Genomic DNA, 15,887 nt, shown 5'->3' with positions numbered 1-15,887 from the left:
CATGTTTTTCTCAAACAAATACCGACGTGCGTTATGGATCAGCACCATGTCCCTGCTGGGCACGGGGCTGGCCCAGGCTGCCTCGCCAACGGACGCGGGCAAGCAAATCTTCACCCAGGGCGGCCCGGGCATCACGGCGTGCATCACCTGTCACGGGGCCCAGGGGCAAGGCATGGCGGCCGCCAACTTCCCATTTCTGGCGGGCCAGGGCGCAAACTATCTGGCGGCCCAGCTCCAGATGTTCAGCGACGGCACACGTGCCAATCCGATCATGAAACCCATCGCCAGTGCGCTGACGCCTGAACAGCGCCAGGCCGTCGTGGCCTACATCCGGACGCTGCCAGCACCATGGGACGCCGGCAAGCTCGCGGCACAGGCCAATACACTGCCCGATGCACAGGACACTGGCGCCTGGATCGCCAATCGCGGCGATTGGGCTCACGACATCCCTGCCTGCATCCAATGCCACGCGGCCGGCGGCATCGGGGTGGTGCCGAACTTTCCAGCCATTGCGGGCCTGAGCAAGACCTATATCGTCGAGCAGTTCACCCAATGGCGATCAGGCCAGCGCGCAGGGGGTCCCCAGAACCTGATGGGCAATATCGCCAAGCGCATGAACGACGGGCAGATTGCGGCCGTCGCCGGTTACTTCTCTGCCCTGCCCCAGGCCACGTCCCTCGAAGGAGCGAAAAAACAATGAGCACACGACCCACTCCGGCTGCGGCCGCTGCCAGTGCGCTGATGTTGGCGTTGGCCCTGGGGACTGCCCGGGCCGCATCACCGGATGTCCCCGCCTTCACGCCGCCCGCTGCCGATGCAATTCCCAGCGGCCCGTTTGGCGAAGCCGTGCGCCGGGGCCAGGACATCTTTCTGAATCCGCAGAAATTCGCTAAACAGTACGTCGGGAATTCCATGGCCTGCGTGAGCTGCCACCTGGATGCCGGCCGCCGGGCGGGTTCGGCGCCCCTGTGGGCAGCGTACGTCCTGTATCCGGCCTACCGGTCGAAGAACGGCCATGTCAACACACTGGCCGAACGACTCCAGGGCTGCTTCATCTACAGCATGAACGGCCGCATGCCGCCAGCCGACAGCAAGACCATCGTGGCCCTCGAAAGCTATATGTACTGGATGGCCAAGGGCGCGCCCACCGGCGTGAAACTGGCCGGACAGGGATTTCCCGAACTGGCTGAGCCGCAGCAAACACCGGATTATGTCCGCGGCCAGAAGGTCTACACCGAACACTGTGCGCTGTGTCACGACGCCCAGGGCAAGGGCCGGCAGGACGCCACCGAGCACACGGTGTTTCCGGCGCTGTGGGGCGATGATTCCTACAACTGGGGCGCCGGCATGCATTCCATCAAGACGGCAGCGGCCTTCATCCACGCCAACATGCCGCTGAGCCAGGGCGGCACCCTGAGCGAACAGGAAGCCTGGGACGTGGCCTACTTCGTCGACGCACATGAGCGCCCGCAAGATCCTCACTTCGCCGGCAACCTGGCGGCGACCACCAAGGCACACCACGGCGGCAAATATGACCTATACGGCCAGACCGTGAATGGCGTGACGCTCGGAGCGCACTCCAAACCCTCGACCAGCACACTGCCCGACAAGGCCGAGCAGCAAGTCGGGAACTGACCCCCTTCAATTCAGATAGCGACAAGTGGACCCCTGTCTTAGTGAGCATGTCCGACCATGGCGTCCTTGCCATGGTCGGACACCTGGGCGTCGAACCACCTGTGGATCGCCACAACCAGCGCTGGATCGGACGTCCTGTAAGCCAGCTCCGCACCGCCAGTAACGTCCTCATAGCCAATCGAGATCTGCCCAGGCTTTGCAACAGACAGTTCGGCGAGCCCTGGCATTTGAGCACCGTGGATATGGCTCGGGCCCAAGAAGTCGCCTGCGAGGAACTGCTCTCGGATCTCCTGCAAGTGCCGTCTGATCAAGCTGGTCTGCTTGGCGTCGGCCTTGTCCCGAGCGATCACTTGCTGGACACCCCCCTCCGCATCCTTGGTGAACACGTGCAACGTCGCCGCGAGGCTGAACGGCATCACATCCTTTCCGAGCTCGGAGACCTGCTGCTGGCGCTGAGCCTTGGCCATAGCCGCCATGTGCGCCGCATGACCCATGTGCATGTGATCCATCCCCTCTATGGGTGAGGTCGGGCTGGCGGTCGATTGGGCGTGCGATGCCGTTGCCACGGCGGCCAGCATCAGGGGGATCATCATCAGGCGCATGAATCTCTCTCGGGTTAAGACTATCAGACTGAATGCTAGGGTTTGCACTCGTTATTCGCATATGATTTGAATCATATGGAAATAAACGTTCCAGAGTCCTCCTTGCACTCCACGCGAGTGCTCTTACAGTCAATTCCCGAGGGACTGCGGCGCCAGGCCAGTGCGGTCCACCTCGCGCAGGATTCTTGCCTGTTTCGCGTCGGCGACCACGTTCGCGCGGCCTTCCTCGTGCTGTCGGGAGAGGTGCGCCTCGCGAGGATTGGATTCCAAGGAGTTGAGGTTACTTTGCAGCGATCCCGCGGAGGGTTCATCGCCGAGGCAAGCTTGGACTCGAAGGTCTACCACTGCGACGCTGTGGCGACGGCCGCCTCCGACCTGCTGGCCTTCCCCGCAGAGGCATTCAAGAGAAGCCTCACGGAAGACTCGGCCTTTTCCAGGCGTTGGCAGTCCATCCTCGCCAATGAAGTGCGCAAGCTTCGCGCCCAATGCGAGCGCCTATGCCTACGAACCGCAGAAGAACGGATCGTCCACTACATCGAGGCCGAGGGAGTCGCGGGAGTGATCGAATTACAAATTGCCAAGAAGGCTTGGGCAACTGAACTGGGGTTGACCCACGAAGCCCTGTATCGAGCCTTAAGGCGGCTGCAAGCCGCAGGAACTCTTGCCGTGTCGGGACGACGCTTAGAGCTGTTGGCCGCTCGGTCGGAACAGCCACAAACTGACTGAGGAATCGCTGCTGCACCATCCGTCAGACGGTGGACATGAGGCGTCAAACAGACACGAACTTACAGCAAGTTTGCCCAAAACCCCAGGCTATGATGTAATCATCTGCTTGATTTTGTCGCGCCCGGACCGCTTCGGTCGAAGCCGTCTGCCTGAGTGCGACGCAGAGATCCGTCATGAACGCCGCAAATCCTTCCCCTTCCGTTGACAAACTGATTCCCGTGACGGTGCTCACGGGATTTCTGGGCGCAGGCAAGACCACGCTGCTGCGCCGCATTCTCACGGAATATCACGGCCAGCGCATCGCGGTGATCGAAAACGAGTTCGGCGAAGAAAACATCGACAACGACGTGCTGGTGCAGGACAGCGAAGAACAGATCGTACAGCTGAGCAACGGCTGCGTCTGCTGCACCGTGCGGGGCGACCTGGTGCGGGCCCTGAACGATCTGGCCCTGCAGCACGAGGCTGGCACGCTGCACTTCGACCGCGTCATCATCGAGACCACCGGCATGGCGAACCCGGGACCGGTGTGCCAGACCTTCTTCATGGACGACGACGTCGCCGACACCTACAAGCTGGACGCCGTCATCACCGTGGTGGACGCCAAACATGGCATGTCCACGCTGGACCGCCAGGAAGAGGCCCAGAGCCAGGTCGGCTTTGCCGACCGCATCCTGATCTCGAAAAAGGATCTGGTCAACGAGGCCGACTACGAGGCATTGCGCTCGCGTCTCATGCACATCAACCCGCGCGCCTCCATCGCACCAGTGCACTTTGGCGAGACCGACCTGAACACGCTGCTGGACGTAAGCGGCTTCAACATCGACGACATCCTCACCATCGACCCGGAGTTCCTGAGCGAACAGGACCACGATCATGATCATGAACATGATCATGGGCATCACCACCATGATCACGAAGACGACGAAGACGGTCACGAATGCGGCCCGAACTGCAGCCACGACCACCATCACGCCCACCACGACGACGCGATCGGCTCATTCCTGTTCCGCTCGGATCGTCCGTTCGACCCCGAGCGTCTGGAAGATTTCCTGTCCGGGATCGTCCAGGTCTACGGCACGGATCTGTTGCGTTACAAAGGTATCCTCTACATCAAGGGCATCAAGCGCCGCATGGTCTTCCAGGGCGTGCACATGCTGATGGGTGCCGAACCCGGCAAGCCTTGGCAAGCCAGTGAAAAACCGAATACCCGCATGGTCTTCATCGGCCGTAAACTGCCCCGAGACATCTTCACCCAGGGGCTCGAACAATGCCTGGCCTGACTGAGCCAGGCAAACCAAGAGGGACGCAACATGGCTAGCAAATCCAGTACAAAATCTCCGGTCCGGGTGTTGACCGAAAAGGAACTGTTGGCGATGCCGGAGAAGGACTACATGAACGATGCCCAGCTCACGTTCTTCCGGGAACGCCTGCACCAGCTCGAACACGAAATCCTCACCAATGCGGGTGCCACGACCGAGAACCTGCGCGAGACCCAATACGTTCCGGACCCAGCCGACCGCGCGACCATCGAGGAAGAGCACGCGCTGGAACTGCGCACGCGTGACCGCGAGCGCAAGCTGCTGAAAAAGGTCCAGCAGGCCATTGCCCGCATCGACGGGGGCGAATACGGCTACTGCGAAGAAACTGGCGAACCCATCGGCATCGCACGGCTGCTCGCACGGCCCACGGCCACCCTGTCGCTCGAAGCCCAGGAACGCCGCGAGATGCGCCAGAAACTTTACGGCGACTGACCTCCGCGCTCCGGGTAAATCGCCACTGCGGCGGCCCCTGGTGGCCGCCGCGCCGCATTCGCGGACAGACGGGGCCCGTCTTCGCGCCCCTTGAATTCCCACATTGCGCCTCCATATGTTGTTCTCAACACTCGAGAGCCCTATGGAACAATTTCACGCCACCACGATCGTCTGCGTGCGCCGCGGCGATACGGTCGCCCTGGGGGGAGACGGTCAAGTCACGCTGGGCAACATCGTCATCAAGGGAACCGCCCGCAAGATCCGCCGCCTCTACCACGACAAGGTGCTGGCCGGATTCGCCGGCGCCACAGCCGATGCCTTCACGCTGCAGGAACGCTTCGAGGCCAAACTCGAAAAGCACCAGGGGCACCTGATGCGCGCCGCCGTGGAGCTGACCCGCGACTGGCGCACCGACCGGGTGCTGCGCCGGCTCGAGGCCATGCTCATCGTGGCCGACCAGGAACACACCCTGATCCTGAGCGGGAACGGCGACGTGCTGGAACCTGAGCACGGTATCGCCGCCATCGGTTCCGGAGGCGCCTACGCCCAATCCGCCGCCCGGGCCCTGCTCGAATACACCGAGATGCCGCCCGCCGAGATCGTGAAGAAGTCCCTGGAGATCGCCGGCGATCTGTGCATCTACACCAACCAGAACCACATCGTCGAAACGCTATAGGCCGCCTGCCATGTCCGCCACCAATATGACCCCCAAGGAAATCGTCTCGGAACTGGACAAGCACATCGTCGGTCAGGAACGTGCCAAACGATCCGTCGCCGTGGCGCTGCGCAACCGCTGGCGCCGCCAGCAGGTCGCCGAGCCGTTGCGCCACGAAATCGTGCCCAAGAACATCCTGATGATAGGCCCCACCGGCGTGGGCAAGACCGAGATCGCACGCCGCCTGGCGCGGCTGGCCAACGCGCCCTTCATCAAGATCGAGGCCACCAAGTTCACCGAGGTGGGCTATGTGGGCCGCGACGTGGACACCATCGTCCGCGATCTGATCGAGGTCGCCGTCAAACAGACGCGCGAGAACGCAACGCGCCAGGTGCGCACACAGGCCGAGGACGCGGCCGAAGACCGCATCCTGGATGCGTTGCTCCCGCCGCCGCGCAATGCCCAGGGCAACCCCGATCGCGAAGAGAACACCACCCGGCAGGTTTTCCGCAAGCGGTTGCGTGAAGGCAAGCTGGACGACACCGAGATCGACATCGAAATCGCCCAGACTGCGCCCCAAATGGAAATCATGGCGCCCCCGGGGATGGAAGAGATGACCGAGCAGCTGCGCGGCATGTTTGCCGGCCTGTCGCAAGGCAAGACCAAATCACGCAGGATCACGGTCAAGGAAGCCTTCCGGCTCATCACCGACGAAGAGGCCGCACGCCGCATCAACGAGGAAGAACTGCGGGCCCAGGCCGTGACGCTGGCCGAACAGCACGGCATCGTGTTCCTGGACGAGATCGACAAGATCGCCTCACGCCAGGAACAGGGCGGCGCCGACGTGTCGCGCCAGGGTGTACAGCGTGACCTGCTGCCGCTGGTGGAAGGCACGACGGTCAACACCAAGTATGGCACGGTAAAGACCGACCACATCCTGTTCATCGCTTCGGGCGCCTTTCACCTGTCGCGCCCGTCCGACCTGATTCCCGAACTGCAAGGGCGCTTTCCGATCCGGGTGGAACTGGACTCGCTCACAGCCGAAGATTTCGTGCGCATCCTGAGCGCCACCGATGCGTCACTCACCAAGCAATACGCGGCACTGATGGCCACCGAGGACGTGACGCTGGACTTTCGTGAAGATGGCGTCCGGCGCCTGGCCGAACTGGCCTTCGAGGTCAACGAAACCACGGAAAACATCGGCGCCCGGCGCCTGTATACCGTGATGGAAAAGCTGCTGGAAGACCTGTCGTTCGAAGCAGCCAGCCCCGGCGCGCAGACCGTGTCGATCGATGCTGCGTACGTCAACGAAAAGCTGTCGGAGACGGCCAGCAGCCAGGATCTGGCGCGCTACGTGCTGTAGTTCGCCGCGCCCCGCCAATCTGTCCCCACAGGGCCTGTGCTGCACGCACAGGCCTTATTTTTTCAGATCCACGATGCGGTACTGCCCCCCCGCCCGCTCGGCCGTGAAGCTGACGGAATCGCCCACCGCGATGCCCCGCAGCAGCGCCGGGGCAATGTGATAAACCAGCGTCATGGCAGGCAGATCCAGGGCGGGGATCTGGCCATGCTGGATGGCGATCTTGCCCTGGGCCGCATTGACGCGCACGACCGTCCCCTGAGCGTGGGCCTGAACGGGCGGCGCGGCCGACACCACCATGGGCACCGCCACAGCCGCTGCCGCGAGCACACCGATGAATGAAGAATGCATGAGCTAAACTCCTTGGCTGATGCAAGCATAACGCCGATCAAGGATCACTCCGCCATGTCGATACGCGTTTCCATCGTCAGCACCCGGACAGGGGATGACGGCACCACCGGCCTCGGCGATAAAAGCCGGGTCCCCAAAGACGCGCCGCGCATCGCGGCGTTGGGCAACGTCGACGAACTCAACTGCGCCATCGGCCTGTGGCGAACACAGGGCCTGCCGGCCGACACGGACAGCCTGCTGGACCAGATCCAGCAGGATCTGTTCGACCTGGGGGGAGAGTTGTGCATCCCCGGAACACAGCTCCTGCAACCGTCCCAGGTGGCGCGCCTGGATGAGGCGCTGAAGCATTACAACGCCACACTGGCCCCACTGGCCGAGTTCATTCTGCCCGGCGGCAGCCCGGCGGCGGCTCATGCCCACATGGCCCGCACGATCGCCCGGCGCGCCGAGCGTTCTGTCGTGACCCTGGCGCACGAAGAAGCGGTCAACCCGTCCGTCCTGCACTACCTGAACCGGCTCTCAGACCTGTGTTTCGTGCTGGCTCGCGTCCTGAACCGTGCAGCCGGCTGCCCCGACGTGCTCTGGAAGGGTCCGCGCCGCTAACCGGTCACCCGTGATCGGTGATGCGCCGCCCAGGCGGCCGAGAATTCCCGCGCCAGCGCTTCGCCCGTGGACACCACATCGGCGGTCACGCCACACGAGCGCATGTCCACGGTCTGCAGGCCCGCATAACCGCAGGGGTTGATCCCCAGAAACGGGGCCAGATCCATCGCGACGTTCAGCGCCACCCCATGGTAGGCGCAGCCCCGTCGGATCTTCACCCCCAGCGCGGCGATCTTGGCCAAGGCGTCGCCCTGGGGCCGGGAAAGCGCCGTCTGCGGCACATAGACGCCCGGTGCGCCAGGCTTGCGGCAGGCGCCGCGGATCCCGGCCTGCGCCAGCACTTCCAGCACGGCGGACTCCAGCAGATGAACGAAATCCTTGACGAAAACGCCCTGGCGGCGCAGATCCACCAGCGTATACAGGACGACCTGCCCAGGCCCGTGATAGGTGACTTGCCCGCCCCGATTGCAATGCACCACCGGGATACCGTGCGGGTTCAGGACGTGTTCCTCGAGCCCCGCCTGGCCCAACGTGTAGACCGGGGCATGCTCCACCAGCCAGAGTTCGTCGGGTGTCTCCGCCGTGCGCTGCTCGGTGAAGTCCTGCATGGCCTGCCAGACCGGGGCATAGGGCGCGGGCCGCTCCCACCAGCGGGTCCGCAGGGTCATTGCGTCTGGTTGGCTGCTGGACACTAGAGCACCACGGATACCATTTCGTGTCCGTGAAGGGCCCGGTACAAGTTATCGAGCTGGGTACGCGAGTGCACGTGGACCGTCAGCGTGAGCCCTAGATACCGGCCGCCCGAGCTGGGGCGGACCTCTACGGAATCCGCCTGGAAATCCGGATCGAAATCACGCACGACCCGTACGATGGCTTCCTGAAAGCCGTCCTGCGCAGGTCCCATGACCTTGATGGGAAAGTCACAGGGGTAAGAGATCAGGGACTCGGTGGCAGGCGGAATCGGCATGGCGCAATCGATCGAGAGGCCCCTTCCGGCCGCGGCAAGGTGCTGGCGGCCGGCGAGCCCCGTCGTCATTTGAACAACAGGTGGACCTTGTCGATCATACGACCAAAGAAGCCGGCCTGTCCCACCGTCTGTTCGACCACGAGAGGCGCCTGGCGCAGGACTTTGCCATCCAGACTCACGGTCAGAGTGCCGGCCTGGTTGCCCTGGGTCAGCGGCGCCATCAGCGGTTGAGTGTAACGAGCCTTGGTCTTGATGTCATCGGCCTTGCCACGCGGTACCGTGACCCACAGCGGCTTGGAGACGCCCAGATCCACCTTGTCGGACGCGCCTTCCCAGACCCGCGCCGATACGGCCGGCTTGGCCTTGTCCAACAGCTTCACCGTGTCGAAGTTCTTGAAGCTCCAGTTCAGCAATTTCAGGCTGCTTTCAGTACGCGCTGCGTCGCTGGCCGCCCCTACGACCACGGACACCACACGGCGCCCATCGCGCAGCGCCGTCGCGATCAGGCAATAGCCCGCCGCCTGTGTGTGGCCAGTCTTCAGTCCATCCACAGTCTGATCCGCCCACAGCAGCCGGTTACGGTTGCTCTGCTTGATCTTGTTCCAGGTGAAATCCTTCTGGCTGAAGTAATGCATGTACTGCGGGAACCGCTGCACCAGCGCGCGGGCGAGAATCGCAAGGTCCTGCACCGTGGTGACGTGGTTGGGATCGGGCAGACCAGTGGAATTGACGTAGTGGGTATGCGTCATCCCCAGCTTCTTGGCTTCCTGGTTCATCAGCGCGGCAAACGCCGATTCACTGCCTGCCACCGCCTCGGCCAGCGCCACCGTGGCATCGTTCCCCGACTGCACGATCATGCCCTGCAGTAGGTCATCCACCACCACGTCCGTGTTGGGCTTGATGAACATGCGCGAGCCTTCGGTCTTCCAGGCCTTCTCTGAAATATGCACCTGCTGGTCGAGCTTCAGCCGGCCGCTGTCGAGCGCGATGAAGATGACATAGTCGGACATCAGCTTGGTCAGCGAGGCCGGCTCGATGGCCTCCTGGGGATTCTGGGCTGCGATGATCTGCCCGCTGGTGGCATCCAGCGTCAGCCAGGCCTTGGCACCCAGCGTGGGTGCCGGAACGTTGGACAACGCGCTGACCATGTCCAGATCGGGCTCGGCCTTCTGTGGCGCGGCGGGCTGGGCACCCGATGCCGATGCTCCCGCGGCGGCAGGAGCCGGCGCCGCTTGCGACCAGGCAATCCCCGGCAGCACCAAGGCGGTGCTCAGGGCAAGCGCCACGGCAGAAAGCCGACGGCGGAACGACAGGGCGGGGGATTTGGATGGCGTCATGAGCGGAAACTCAGGAAGAACAGGCGTAAGGGGCTCATTATAGGCAGCACGAAAATCCGAGTCTGGGCGCTGTTGAGTGCAAATCGCGACAAAACGCAAGCAACTGAAACCAAAGCCAGCATCAGCCCCGCGGAAGGCCAGCCAGTGAATCTTCGATGATCTGGCGCAGAATCAGCAGCTTGCCATGGAAAAAATGACTGGCATCCGGCACGACCGTCATGGGCAACTGGTGCGCGCGGGCAAAATCCATGCCTTCGGGCAGGGGCACGACTTCATCGGTCTCGCCATGGACCAACAGCGTCTGCGGGGGCATCGTGAGCGGCCGGTAGCGGAAACGCTCTACCGCGCAACCAATCAGCGCCAGGCGAGCCGGCAATGGCAGGCCTCGATCGGCGAGCTCGGCATAGAGCTGGGCGGCGACTGCCGACCCGAACGAAAACCCGGCCAATACCCAGGGTCCGGCTGCGACAGCCGGCCAGGCCGCGCGAATCTGCTCGACACAGCGCACCATGTCGGCCGTCTCGCCCACGGCCCGGTCGAACGTACCCTGGGATGCGCCCACCCCCCGAAAGTTCGGGCGCACGCACATCAGGCCCTGCTGCACGCAGGCACGGCTGATCGTGGTCACGACCTTGTTGTCGCGGGTACCGCCATACAGCGGATGTGGATGCAGCACCAACGCCCAGCCCACCGGGTCCCCGTCCGGATGGTCCACGATGCATTCGACGGTACCCGCCAACCCCTGGCAGACCCACTGTTCTGTACGTAAACTCATGTCTGCGATCATTTCGAAGCCCGACAGGTTCCATTCTACCCATCCCATGTCCGACTCCTCCTTCGATCCGGCCCGGCCCATGCCCCCGCCGGAAGAGATGACCCGCACCCTCCGGGCTGCCTTGCCCCTTTTTGCGCAAGTCGACTGGGTGGCAGAAACCGGCTCGACCAATGGCGATCTGCTCGATCGGGCGCGTGATCCCACGGGCCCCATGACACGCCCCTGGCTGCTGGGCTGCCACCTGCAGACACGGGGCCGCGGCCGCGCAGGCCGCACATGGCAGAACCGCACCGACACCAACCTGATGTTCTCCTGCGCGTTCGATATCTTCCTGCCCGCCCGGCAACTACCCACGCTGGCGCCTCTGATCGGGCTGGTGAGCTGCGAGGCGCTGCGCGGCCAGATTGATCCGTCCGCACGCGCGCACCTGACGATGAAATGGCCCAACGATCTGCAGTGGAAACAGGCCAAGCTTGCAGGCATCCTGATCGAGAGCACACGATCGGGGACAACCAATGCGGCCGATCACCACCTCATCATCATCGGCATGGGATTGAACCTGCGGGACGCCCACGCCCTGTCCGCCGCGCTGAACCGCCGCATTGCGGACTGGGCCGAGATCGCGTCTCAGGATCCCCAGGCCGCCGCCATGACGCCGGCCGATCTCGTGGCCTGCATCGCCATGGCCTGGTTCCAGGCCATCAACCGGGCGACGGCGTATGGTTTCGAGAACCTGCCGGCGCGCTACGCACAGGTCGACGGCCTGAGCGGCCAGCTGCTGGACGTGCTGGACAACGGCCGGCTGCTGCAGACGGGCGCTGCATGCGGCATCGACACCCAGGGCCGGCTGCTGCTGCGCAACGCGAGCGGCCTGCACCCGATCTCCATGGGCGAAATCTCGGTACGGGTCCGCCCATGATTCTGCTGATCGACGCCGGCAATACACGCGCGAAATTTGCCTGGCTGGATGACGATCCCACCGCGCACCGCGGCGCGCTGCAACCGCTGGATTACGCCGACCCGCTGCGCCTGATCCGCGAGGCCCCACAGCCGCCGCAGCGCATCCTGGGCTCGAAGGTCGCCGGGCACGAGGCCATCGGCCCGCTGGAGCAGGCCTGCCGGGAACACTGGGGCCTTGCGATCGAATGGAAAGACGCACATGACGGCGCAGAGCTGCTGCACAATCCCTATGCCCGGCCCGGACAGCTGGGTTCGGATCGCTGGCTGGCTTTGCTGGGTCTGCAGCAGCAGATCGCGCACGACCCCGACTGGACGGCGGGCACCCCATATATTCTGGCAAGCTTCGGAACCGCCACCACGGTGGACACGCTCCAGCGGCGCGCCACCGGCCAGCAGCCGCCGGCCGCCTTCCTGGGCGGGTTGATCCTGCCCGGCGTGACGCTGATGGCGCAAAGCCTGGCAACCGGCACGGCGCGACTACCGCTGGCCACGGGACCCTGCCAGGACTTCCCCGCCGACACCCACAGCGCCATCGCCAGCGGCATCGCAGCCGCCCAAGGCGGGGCACTGCTGCGCCAATGGCGGCTTGCCCGGCGGATCACAGGGCGCGCGCCCCATACATATGTAAGCGGCGGAGGCTGGCCCGCCGTGCGCGATGACGTCAGCCAGGCTCTGGCCAACACCCAGGCCGATCTGGGACTACCCCAGCAGCCTCCCCAGTGGCTGGACGCCCCAGTGCTGGACGGGCTCGCGTGGCTGGACCGGCAGACCAATCATCGGGATTGATATACTCAACGCATCGTTCCACCTCTCTTCGGCCATGCGATTCCTGCTCAGTCTTGCCGTCATTGCCAACGTAGCGCTGCTCGCCTACGGACAGGGATTCTTTGGCCCGCCCCCCGCCGAACAAGGCCGCGAAGTTCGCCCCCTGTCACAGCGCAACCAGCAAGCACTGACGCTGGGCACGCCGCTTCCCCCCGACATCACCACTCAACGATGAAACCGATCCGCAAAGCCGTCTTCCCAGTCGCAGGAATGGGTACCCGATTCCTGCCGGCCACCAAGGCCATGCCCAAGGAGATGCTGCCCATCGTGGACAGGCCGCTCATCCAGTACGCCGTCGAAGAAGCGCTGGCAGCGGGCATCACAGAGCTGATCTTCATCACGGGCCGCAACAAGCGCGCCATCGAGGATCACTTCGACCGCGCACCCGAGCTGGAGGCCGATCTGGAGGCCAAGGGCAAGCAGGTCCTGCTCGAAGCCGTGCGCGGCGTCCTGCCCAGCCATGTGAGCTGCATCTATACCCGCCAGCCGCAGCCGCTGGGCCTGGGGCATGCCGTGCTCTGCGCTGCGCCCATCGTGGGGAACGAGCCCTTCGCAGTCCTGCTGGCCGATGACCTGCTCGATGCCGATACCGCCGTGACGCGCCAGCTCGTAGATGCGGCCCACCAGCATAACGGCAGTGTGCTCGCGATCCAGACCATCGACATCCAGGACTCACGAAAATACGGCATCATCGCCGGCACCCCCGTCGACGCCCGCAACACCCGGGTGGAGCGCATCATCGAGAAACCCGCCCCCGAAAACGCGCCATCCGACATGGCCGTGGTGGGACGCTATGTGCTGGAACCCGAAATCTTCGACGTGCTGCGCCGCACCCAGGTCGGCGTGGGACAGGAAATCCAGCTCACCGACGCGATCTCCGGGCTGCTGAACCATCGTCCGGTGTTCGCGCACCGCTATGTGGGCGACCGCTACGATTGCGGCAGCAAGGAAGGTTTCTTCCGCGCCACCGTCGCCTTCGGGCGCAAATACCACAACCTCAGTCTGGATTGACGTCTTCGCGCAGCAACGCCTCGATGCCGGCCACCACGCGCGCCACAGCGCCTGAGTGGTGGCTGATCCACTGCAGGGCCGCCTCGCCCATGCGGGCCCGCAGCGCATCATCGCCCAGCCACTGCAGGGCGCATTGCAGCGCCACTTCGGGTGTCTGCACCTGGCGCAGCGCACCCGCCTGCAGGGCATCGGCAACCGCCTGATCGAAATTGGCCACATGGGGGCCGACCAACACCGGGCACCCCAACGCGCTGGCCTCGATGAAATTCTGTCCACCCAACGGGGCAAAGCTGCCCGCCACGATCGCCACCTGGGCGCACGCGTAATACCAGGGCATTTCCCCCAGGGTATCGCCCAATATCACGGCGGACTCCCGGCAGGCTTGAACCACCCGGTCCGAGGCCTCCCCCAGACCCGCGATATGGGTGCGGCGCACGAACGACAATCCGGCCGATTCCAGTATCCCGGCGACGGCATCGAAGCGTTGCGGATGCCGGGGAATCAGCATGAAGAGCGGCCACCTTTCCAAGGGCAGCCCCTCTGTATCCCAGCGATCGGCCTGCTGGCGGATCGCCGCCACGAAACCAGGATCTTCTCCTTCGCGAGTGCTGGCAATCACGACGACCGGACGCGCCAGGCGGACCGCGAATTCCCGGCCCTGCGCGATGCGCTGTGCATCCAGACGAAGATCGAACTTGAAATTGCCCAAGACGCTGACGTTGGTGGCGCCCACCTGTCTCAAACGCTTCGCATCCGCCTCGGACTGCGCATAGGTACGGCTCAGGCCCGCATAGGCCGGGCGCAAGAGCGGCGCCAGGCGCAGGTTCTGGCGAAGCGAGGCCGGCGACATGCGGGCGCTGGCCAACACCAGCGGGATGCGTGCGGCGACTGCGGCGTGCACCAGGTTGGGCCACAGTTCGCGTTCGATCAGTACCCCCAGGGCCGGGCGATGACAGCGCATGAACCGCCGGGTCGCCCCCGGAAAATCGTAGGGCAGCCAGAGCTGCCGCAGCCGGCCGGCGACGATGTCGTCGGCATATGCGCGCCGCCCCTCGGCGCGCCCCGTCGCGGTCAGGTGCGTGAGCAGCACGCGGTGGCCGCGATCCAGCAGCGCCCGGATGAGCGGCTGCGCGGCACGCGTCTCACCCAGACTGACGGCATGCACCCAGACCGCGCCTGGCTGCGCCGAAGGGCGGCGGGCGTACCGGCCAAACCGCTCGCACCCGAGGACCGACCAATCGCCGCCCGCTCGACGCGCGCGCCATGCCATCCAGCCCAGCAACAGCGGCGAGGCCAGTACCAGCAGAATCGAATAGATCCGGCGGACCATGTCACCCGACCGCATGAACCATCCCGCCGTCCCGGGCATCATCCAGCGCTTCGGCGATGGCCGCGCGCACCCGCGTCGCGTCGGGTGCCTGGCCGCGCTCGCCCAGGCTGGCCACATACGCCGGTCCCTGCAGCGGTGTGCGTACGGGCGTGGACGCGCGGTAAATGCCGATCGTGGGTCGGCCCAGCCCCGCACTCAGGTGCGTGAGGCCGCTGTCCAGCCCCACCATGATCCGCGCACGCGCCAATTGCTCCGCCACCTGGCGCAGCCCCATGCGCGGCAGGACCTCGGCGCCGTCGCGGCCCGCGATCAGCGCCTGCGCCCGCGCCTGTTCGGCCTCGTTGCCCGCCAGCAGGCGCAGTGCCAGCCCGCGCGACTGCAGATCATCGAACACCTGCTGCCACTCCGTTGCCGGCCACAGCTTGTCGTCCCGGCTGGCTGAGGGCATGATGAGCGCTGTCGGCTCGATGGCCACGCCGTCGGTGAAGGCCCCCAGACCGAAGTCGGGCGGACCCTCGACGGTGTAGCCGAAAGTAGCCGCGGCCAGCGTGCGCTGGCGGATGATGGCCGGTTGCCAGAATTCCACGCGATGGCGCACATCGTAGAACAGAGACGCCAGCGGCTCGCGGGCCGACTGCCAGTCCAGCCCATGGCGCACCCCGTGGGTCTGGCGCACCAGCCAGACGGACTTCAGAAGCGCCTGCATGTCCAGCACCACGTCATACTGCCGAGCACCCAGGCGTTCGCGCAGCGCCGCGCGCTCACGCCGGGTCTGCGCGGACCACCAGTGCTTGCGCCAGCGGCGATGAGCCACGCGGATGACTTCGTGCACCGCCGGATGCCAGGCAGGAATCTCGGCGAAACTTTCCTCGGCAATCCAATCGATCTGTGCATCGGTCACATGCGCGGCAATGTCGCTCATGGTGGGCAGCAGATGGACCAGATCGCCTAAAGAGGACGTGCGTACGATGAGAATGCGGGTCGTCATGGCGCGATTAT

General features: G+C 64.7%; 20 protein-coding genes. 12 read left to right on the top strand and 8 right to left on the bottom strand.

Features of this window, described 5'->3' with window-relative positions; all coding sequences use genetic code 11:
- Nucleotide 1 precedes the first annotated feature (1 nt).
- Together EPN31_RS08250 and EPN31_RS08245 are read left to right on the top strand one after the other, a co-directional pair.
- Nucleotides 2–700, top strand: a complete 699-nt coding sequence (locus tag EPN31_RS08250) for a c-type cytochrome (protein ID WP_291771774.1) — start codon at nucleotides 2–4, stop codon at nucleotides 698–700.
- Nucleotides 697–1,635 carry a c-type cytochrome gene (locus EPN31_RS08245; protein ID WP_291771770.1) on the top strand — a complete coding sequence of 313 codons (939 nt, stop codon included), beginning with the start codon at nucleotides 697–699 and terminating at the stop codon, nucleotides 1,633–1,635. Before EPN31_RS08250 ends, EPN31_RS08245 begins: the two co-directional genes overlap by 4 nt.
- A 38-nt stretch (nucleotides 1,636–1,673) precedes the next feature.
- Here EPN31_RS08245 and EPN31_RS08240 read toward each other — a convergent pair whose 3' ends face one another.
- Complete coding sequence (locus tag EPN31_RS08240) at nucleotides 1,674–2,237, bottom strand: aspartate carbamoyltransferase (protein ID WP_291771768.1); 564 nt, start codon at nucleotides 2,235–2,237, stop codon at nucleotides 1,674–1,676.
- Nucleotides 2,238–2,312: 75 nt separating this feature from the next.
- On the opposite strand from EPN31_RS08240, the gene EPN31_RS08235 reads away from it, so the two are divergent.
- From EPN31_RS08235 to hslU, 5 genes are all read left to right on the top strand, one after another.
- Nucleotides 2,313–2,963, top strand: a complete 651-nt coding sequence (locus EPN31_RS08235; protein ID WP_291771765.1) for a Crp/Fnr family transcriptional regulator — start codon at nucleotides 2,313–2,315, stop codon at nucleotides 2,961–2,963.
- 173 nt (nucleotides 2,964–3,136) lie between these two features.
- Nucleotides 3,137–4,243: a GTP-binding protein gene (locus tag EPN31_RS08230; protein ID WP_291771762.1), complete on the top strand. Its 1,107-nt coding sequence runs from the start codon at nucleotides 3,137–3,139 to the stop codon at nucleotides 4,241–4,243.
- Nucleotides 4,244–4,273: 30 nt separating this feature from the next.
- Nucleotides 4,274–4,714 (top strand): RNA polymerase-binding protein DksA, encoded by a 441-nt coding sequence (gene dksA / locus EPN31_RS08225; protein WP_291771759.1) that lies wholly within the window; start codon nucleotides 4,274–4,276, stop codon nucleotides 4,712–4,714.
- 142 nt (nucleotides 4,715–4,856) lie between these two features.
- Entirely contained in the window at nucleotides 4,857–5,390 is a 534-nt protein-coding gene (hslV, locus tag EPN31_RS08220) for an ATP-dependent protease subunit HslV (RefSeq protein ID WP_291771756.1), read from the top strand.
- Between the two features lie 10 nt (nucleotides 5,391–5,400).
- Nucleotides 5,401–6,732, top strand: coding sequence for an ATP-dependent protease ATPase subunit HslU (gene hslU / locus EPN31_RS08215; RefSeq protein ID WP_291771753.1), 1,332 nt, complete (start codon nucleotides 5,401–5,403; stop codon nucleotides 6,730–6,732).
- Between the two features lie 54 nt (nucleotides 6,733–6,786).
- Here the strand turns inward: hslU and EPN31_RS08210 are convergent, their stop codons facing one another.
- Complete coding sequence (locus EPN31_RS08210) at nucleotides 6,787–7,080, bottom strand: copper-binding protein (protein WP_291771750.1); 294 nt, start codon at nucleotides 7,078–7,080, stop codon at nucleotides 6,787–6,789.
- Nucleotides 7,081–7,134: 54 nt separating this feature from the next.
- Between EPN31_RS08210 and EPN31_RS08205 the strand changes: the two genes are divergently transcribed.
- Nucleotides 7,135–7,683, top strand: a complete 549-nt coding sequence (locus EPN31_RS08205; RefSeq protein ID WP_291771747.1) for a cob(I)yrinic acid a,c-diamide adenosyltransferase — start codon at nucleotides 7,135–7,137, stop codon at nucleotides 7,681–7,683.
- Here EPN31_RS08205 and lipB read toward each other — a convergent pair.
- The 4 genes from lipB to EPN31_RS08185 form a co-directional block, all read right to left on the bottom strand.
- On the bottom strand, nucleotides 7,680–8,351 hold the full coding sequence (lipB, locus tag EPN31_RS08200; RefSeq protein WP_291771744.1) for a lipoyl(octanoyl) transferase LipB: 672 nt from the start codon (nucleotides 8,349–8,351) through the stop codon (nucleotides 7,680–7,682). The two genes, EPN31_RS08205 and lipB, sit on opposite strands and share 4 nt — an antisense overlap.
- 23 nt (nucleotides 8,352–8,374) lie before the next feature.
- Nucleotides 8,375–8,650, bottom strand: coding sequence for a DUF493 family protein (locus EPN31_RS08195; protein ID WP_291771741.1), 276 nt, complete (start codon nucleotides 8,648–8,650; stop codon nucleotides 8,375–8,377).
- A gap of 65 nt (nucleotides 8,651–8,715) precedes the next feature.
- A complete protein-coding gene (locus tag EPN31_RS08190) occupies nucleotides 8,716–9,987 on the bottom strand; it encodes a D-alanyl-D-alanine carboxypeptidase family protein (protein WP_291771738.1) in 1,272 nt (423 codons plus the stop codon).
- A gap of 121 nt (nucleotides 9,988–10,108) precedes the next feature.
- A complete protein-coding gene (locus EPN31_RS08185) occupies nucleotides 10,109–10,762 on the bottom strand; it encodes an alpha/beta hydrolase (protein WP_291771907.1) in 654 nt (217 codons plus the stop codon).
- A gap of 97 nt (nucleotides 10,763–10,859) precedes the next feature.
- On the opposite strand from EPN31_RS08185, the gene EPN31_RS08180 reads away from it, so the two are divergent.
- Genes EPN31_RS08180 through galU form a run of 4 tightly spaced genes read left to right on the top strand, consistent with a single transcriptional unit; the run spans nucleotide 10,860 to nucleotide 13,558 of the window.
- Nucleotides 10,860–11,681, top strand: a complete 822-nt coding sequence (locus tag EPN31_RS08180) for a biotin--[acetyl-CoA-carboxylase] ligase (protein ID WP_291771736.1) — start codon at nucleotides 10,860–10,862, stop codon at nucleotides 11,679–11,681.
- Nucleotides 11,678–12,508 carry a type III pantothenate kinase gene (locus EPN31_RS08175; RefSeq protein WP_291771734.1) on the top strand — a complete coding sequence of 277 codons (831 nt, stop codon included), beginning with the start codon at nucleotides 11,678–11,680 and terminating at the stop codon, nucleotides 12,506–12,508. Before EPN31_RS08180 ends, EPN31_RS08175 begins: the two co-directional genes overlap by 4 nt.
- A 34-nt stretch (nucleotides 12,509–12,542) precedes the next feature.
- Nucleotides 12,543–12,722 carry a hypothetical protein gene (locus tag EPN31_RS08170; protein ID WP_291771731.1) on the top strand — a complete coding sequence of 60 codons (180 nt, stop codon included), beginning with the start codon at nucleotides 12,543–12,545 and terminating at the stop codon, nucleotides 12,720–12,722.
- Entirely contained in the window at nucleotides 12,719–13,558 is an 840-nt protein-coding gene (gene galU, locus EPN31_RS08165; RefSeq protein ID WP_291771728.1) for a UTP--glucose-1-phosphate uridylyltransferase GalU, read from the top strand. Before EPN31_RS08170 ends, galU begins: the two co-directional genes overlap by 4 nt.
- On the opposite strand, the gene EPN31_RS08160 is transcribed toward galU, so the two are convergent.
- Both EPN31_RS08160 and waaC read right to left on the bottom strand, forming a co-directional pair.
- Entirely contained in the window at nucleotides 13,545–14,903 is a 1,359-nt protein-coding gene (locus EPN31_RS08160; protein WP_367188307.1) for a 3-deoxy-D-manno-octulosonic acid transferase, read from the bottom strand. The two genes, galU and EPN31_RS08160, sit on opposite strands and share 14 nt — an antisense overlap.
- Nucleotides 14,890–15,876, bottom strand: coding sequence for a lipopolysaccharide heptosyltransferase I (waaC, locus tag EPN31_RS08155; protein ID WP_291771726.1), 987 nt, complete (start codon nucleotides 15,874–15,876; stop codon nucleotides 14,890–14,892). Before waaC ends, EPN31_RS08160 begins: the two co-directional genes overlap by 14 nt.
- Between the last annotated feature and the right edge of the window lie 11 nt (nucleotides 15,877–15,887).

Origin of the sequence: Castellaniella sp. (assembly GCF_004321985.1) — a bacterium.
Lineage (GTDB): Bacteria > Pseudomonadota > Gammaproteobacteria > Burkholderiales > Burkholderiaceae_B > Castellaniella.
The sequence above is the reverse complement of the archived record's forward strand: the minus strand, read 5'-3'. Positions and strand labels throughout refer to the sequence as shown.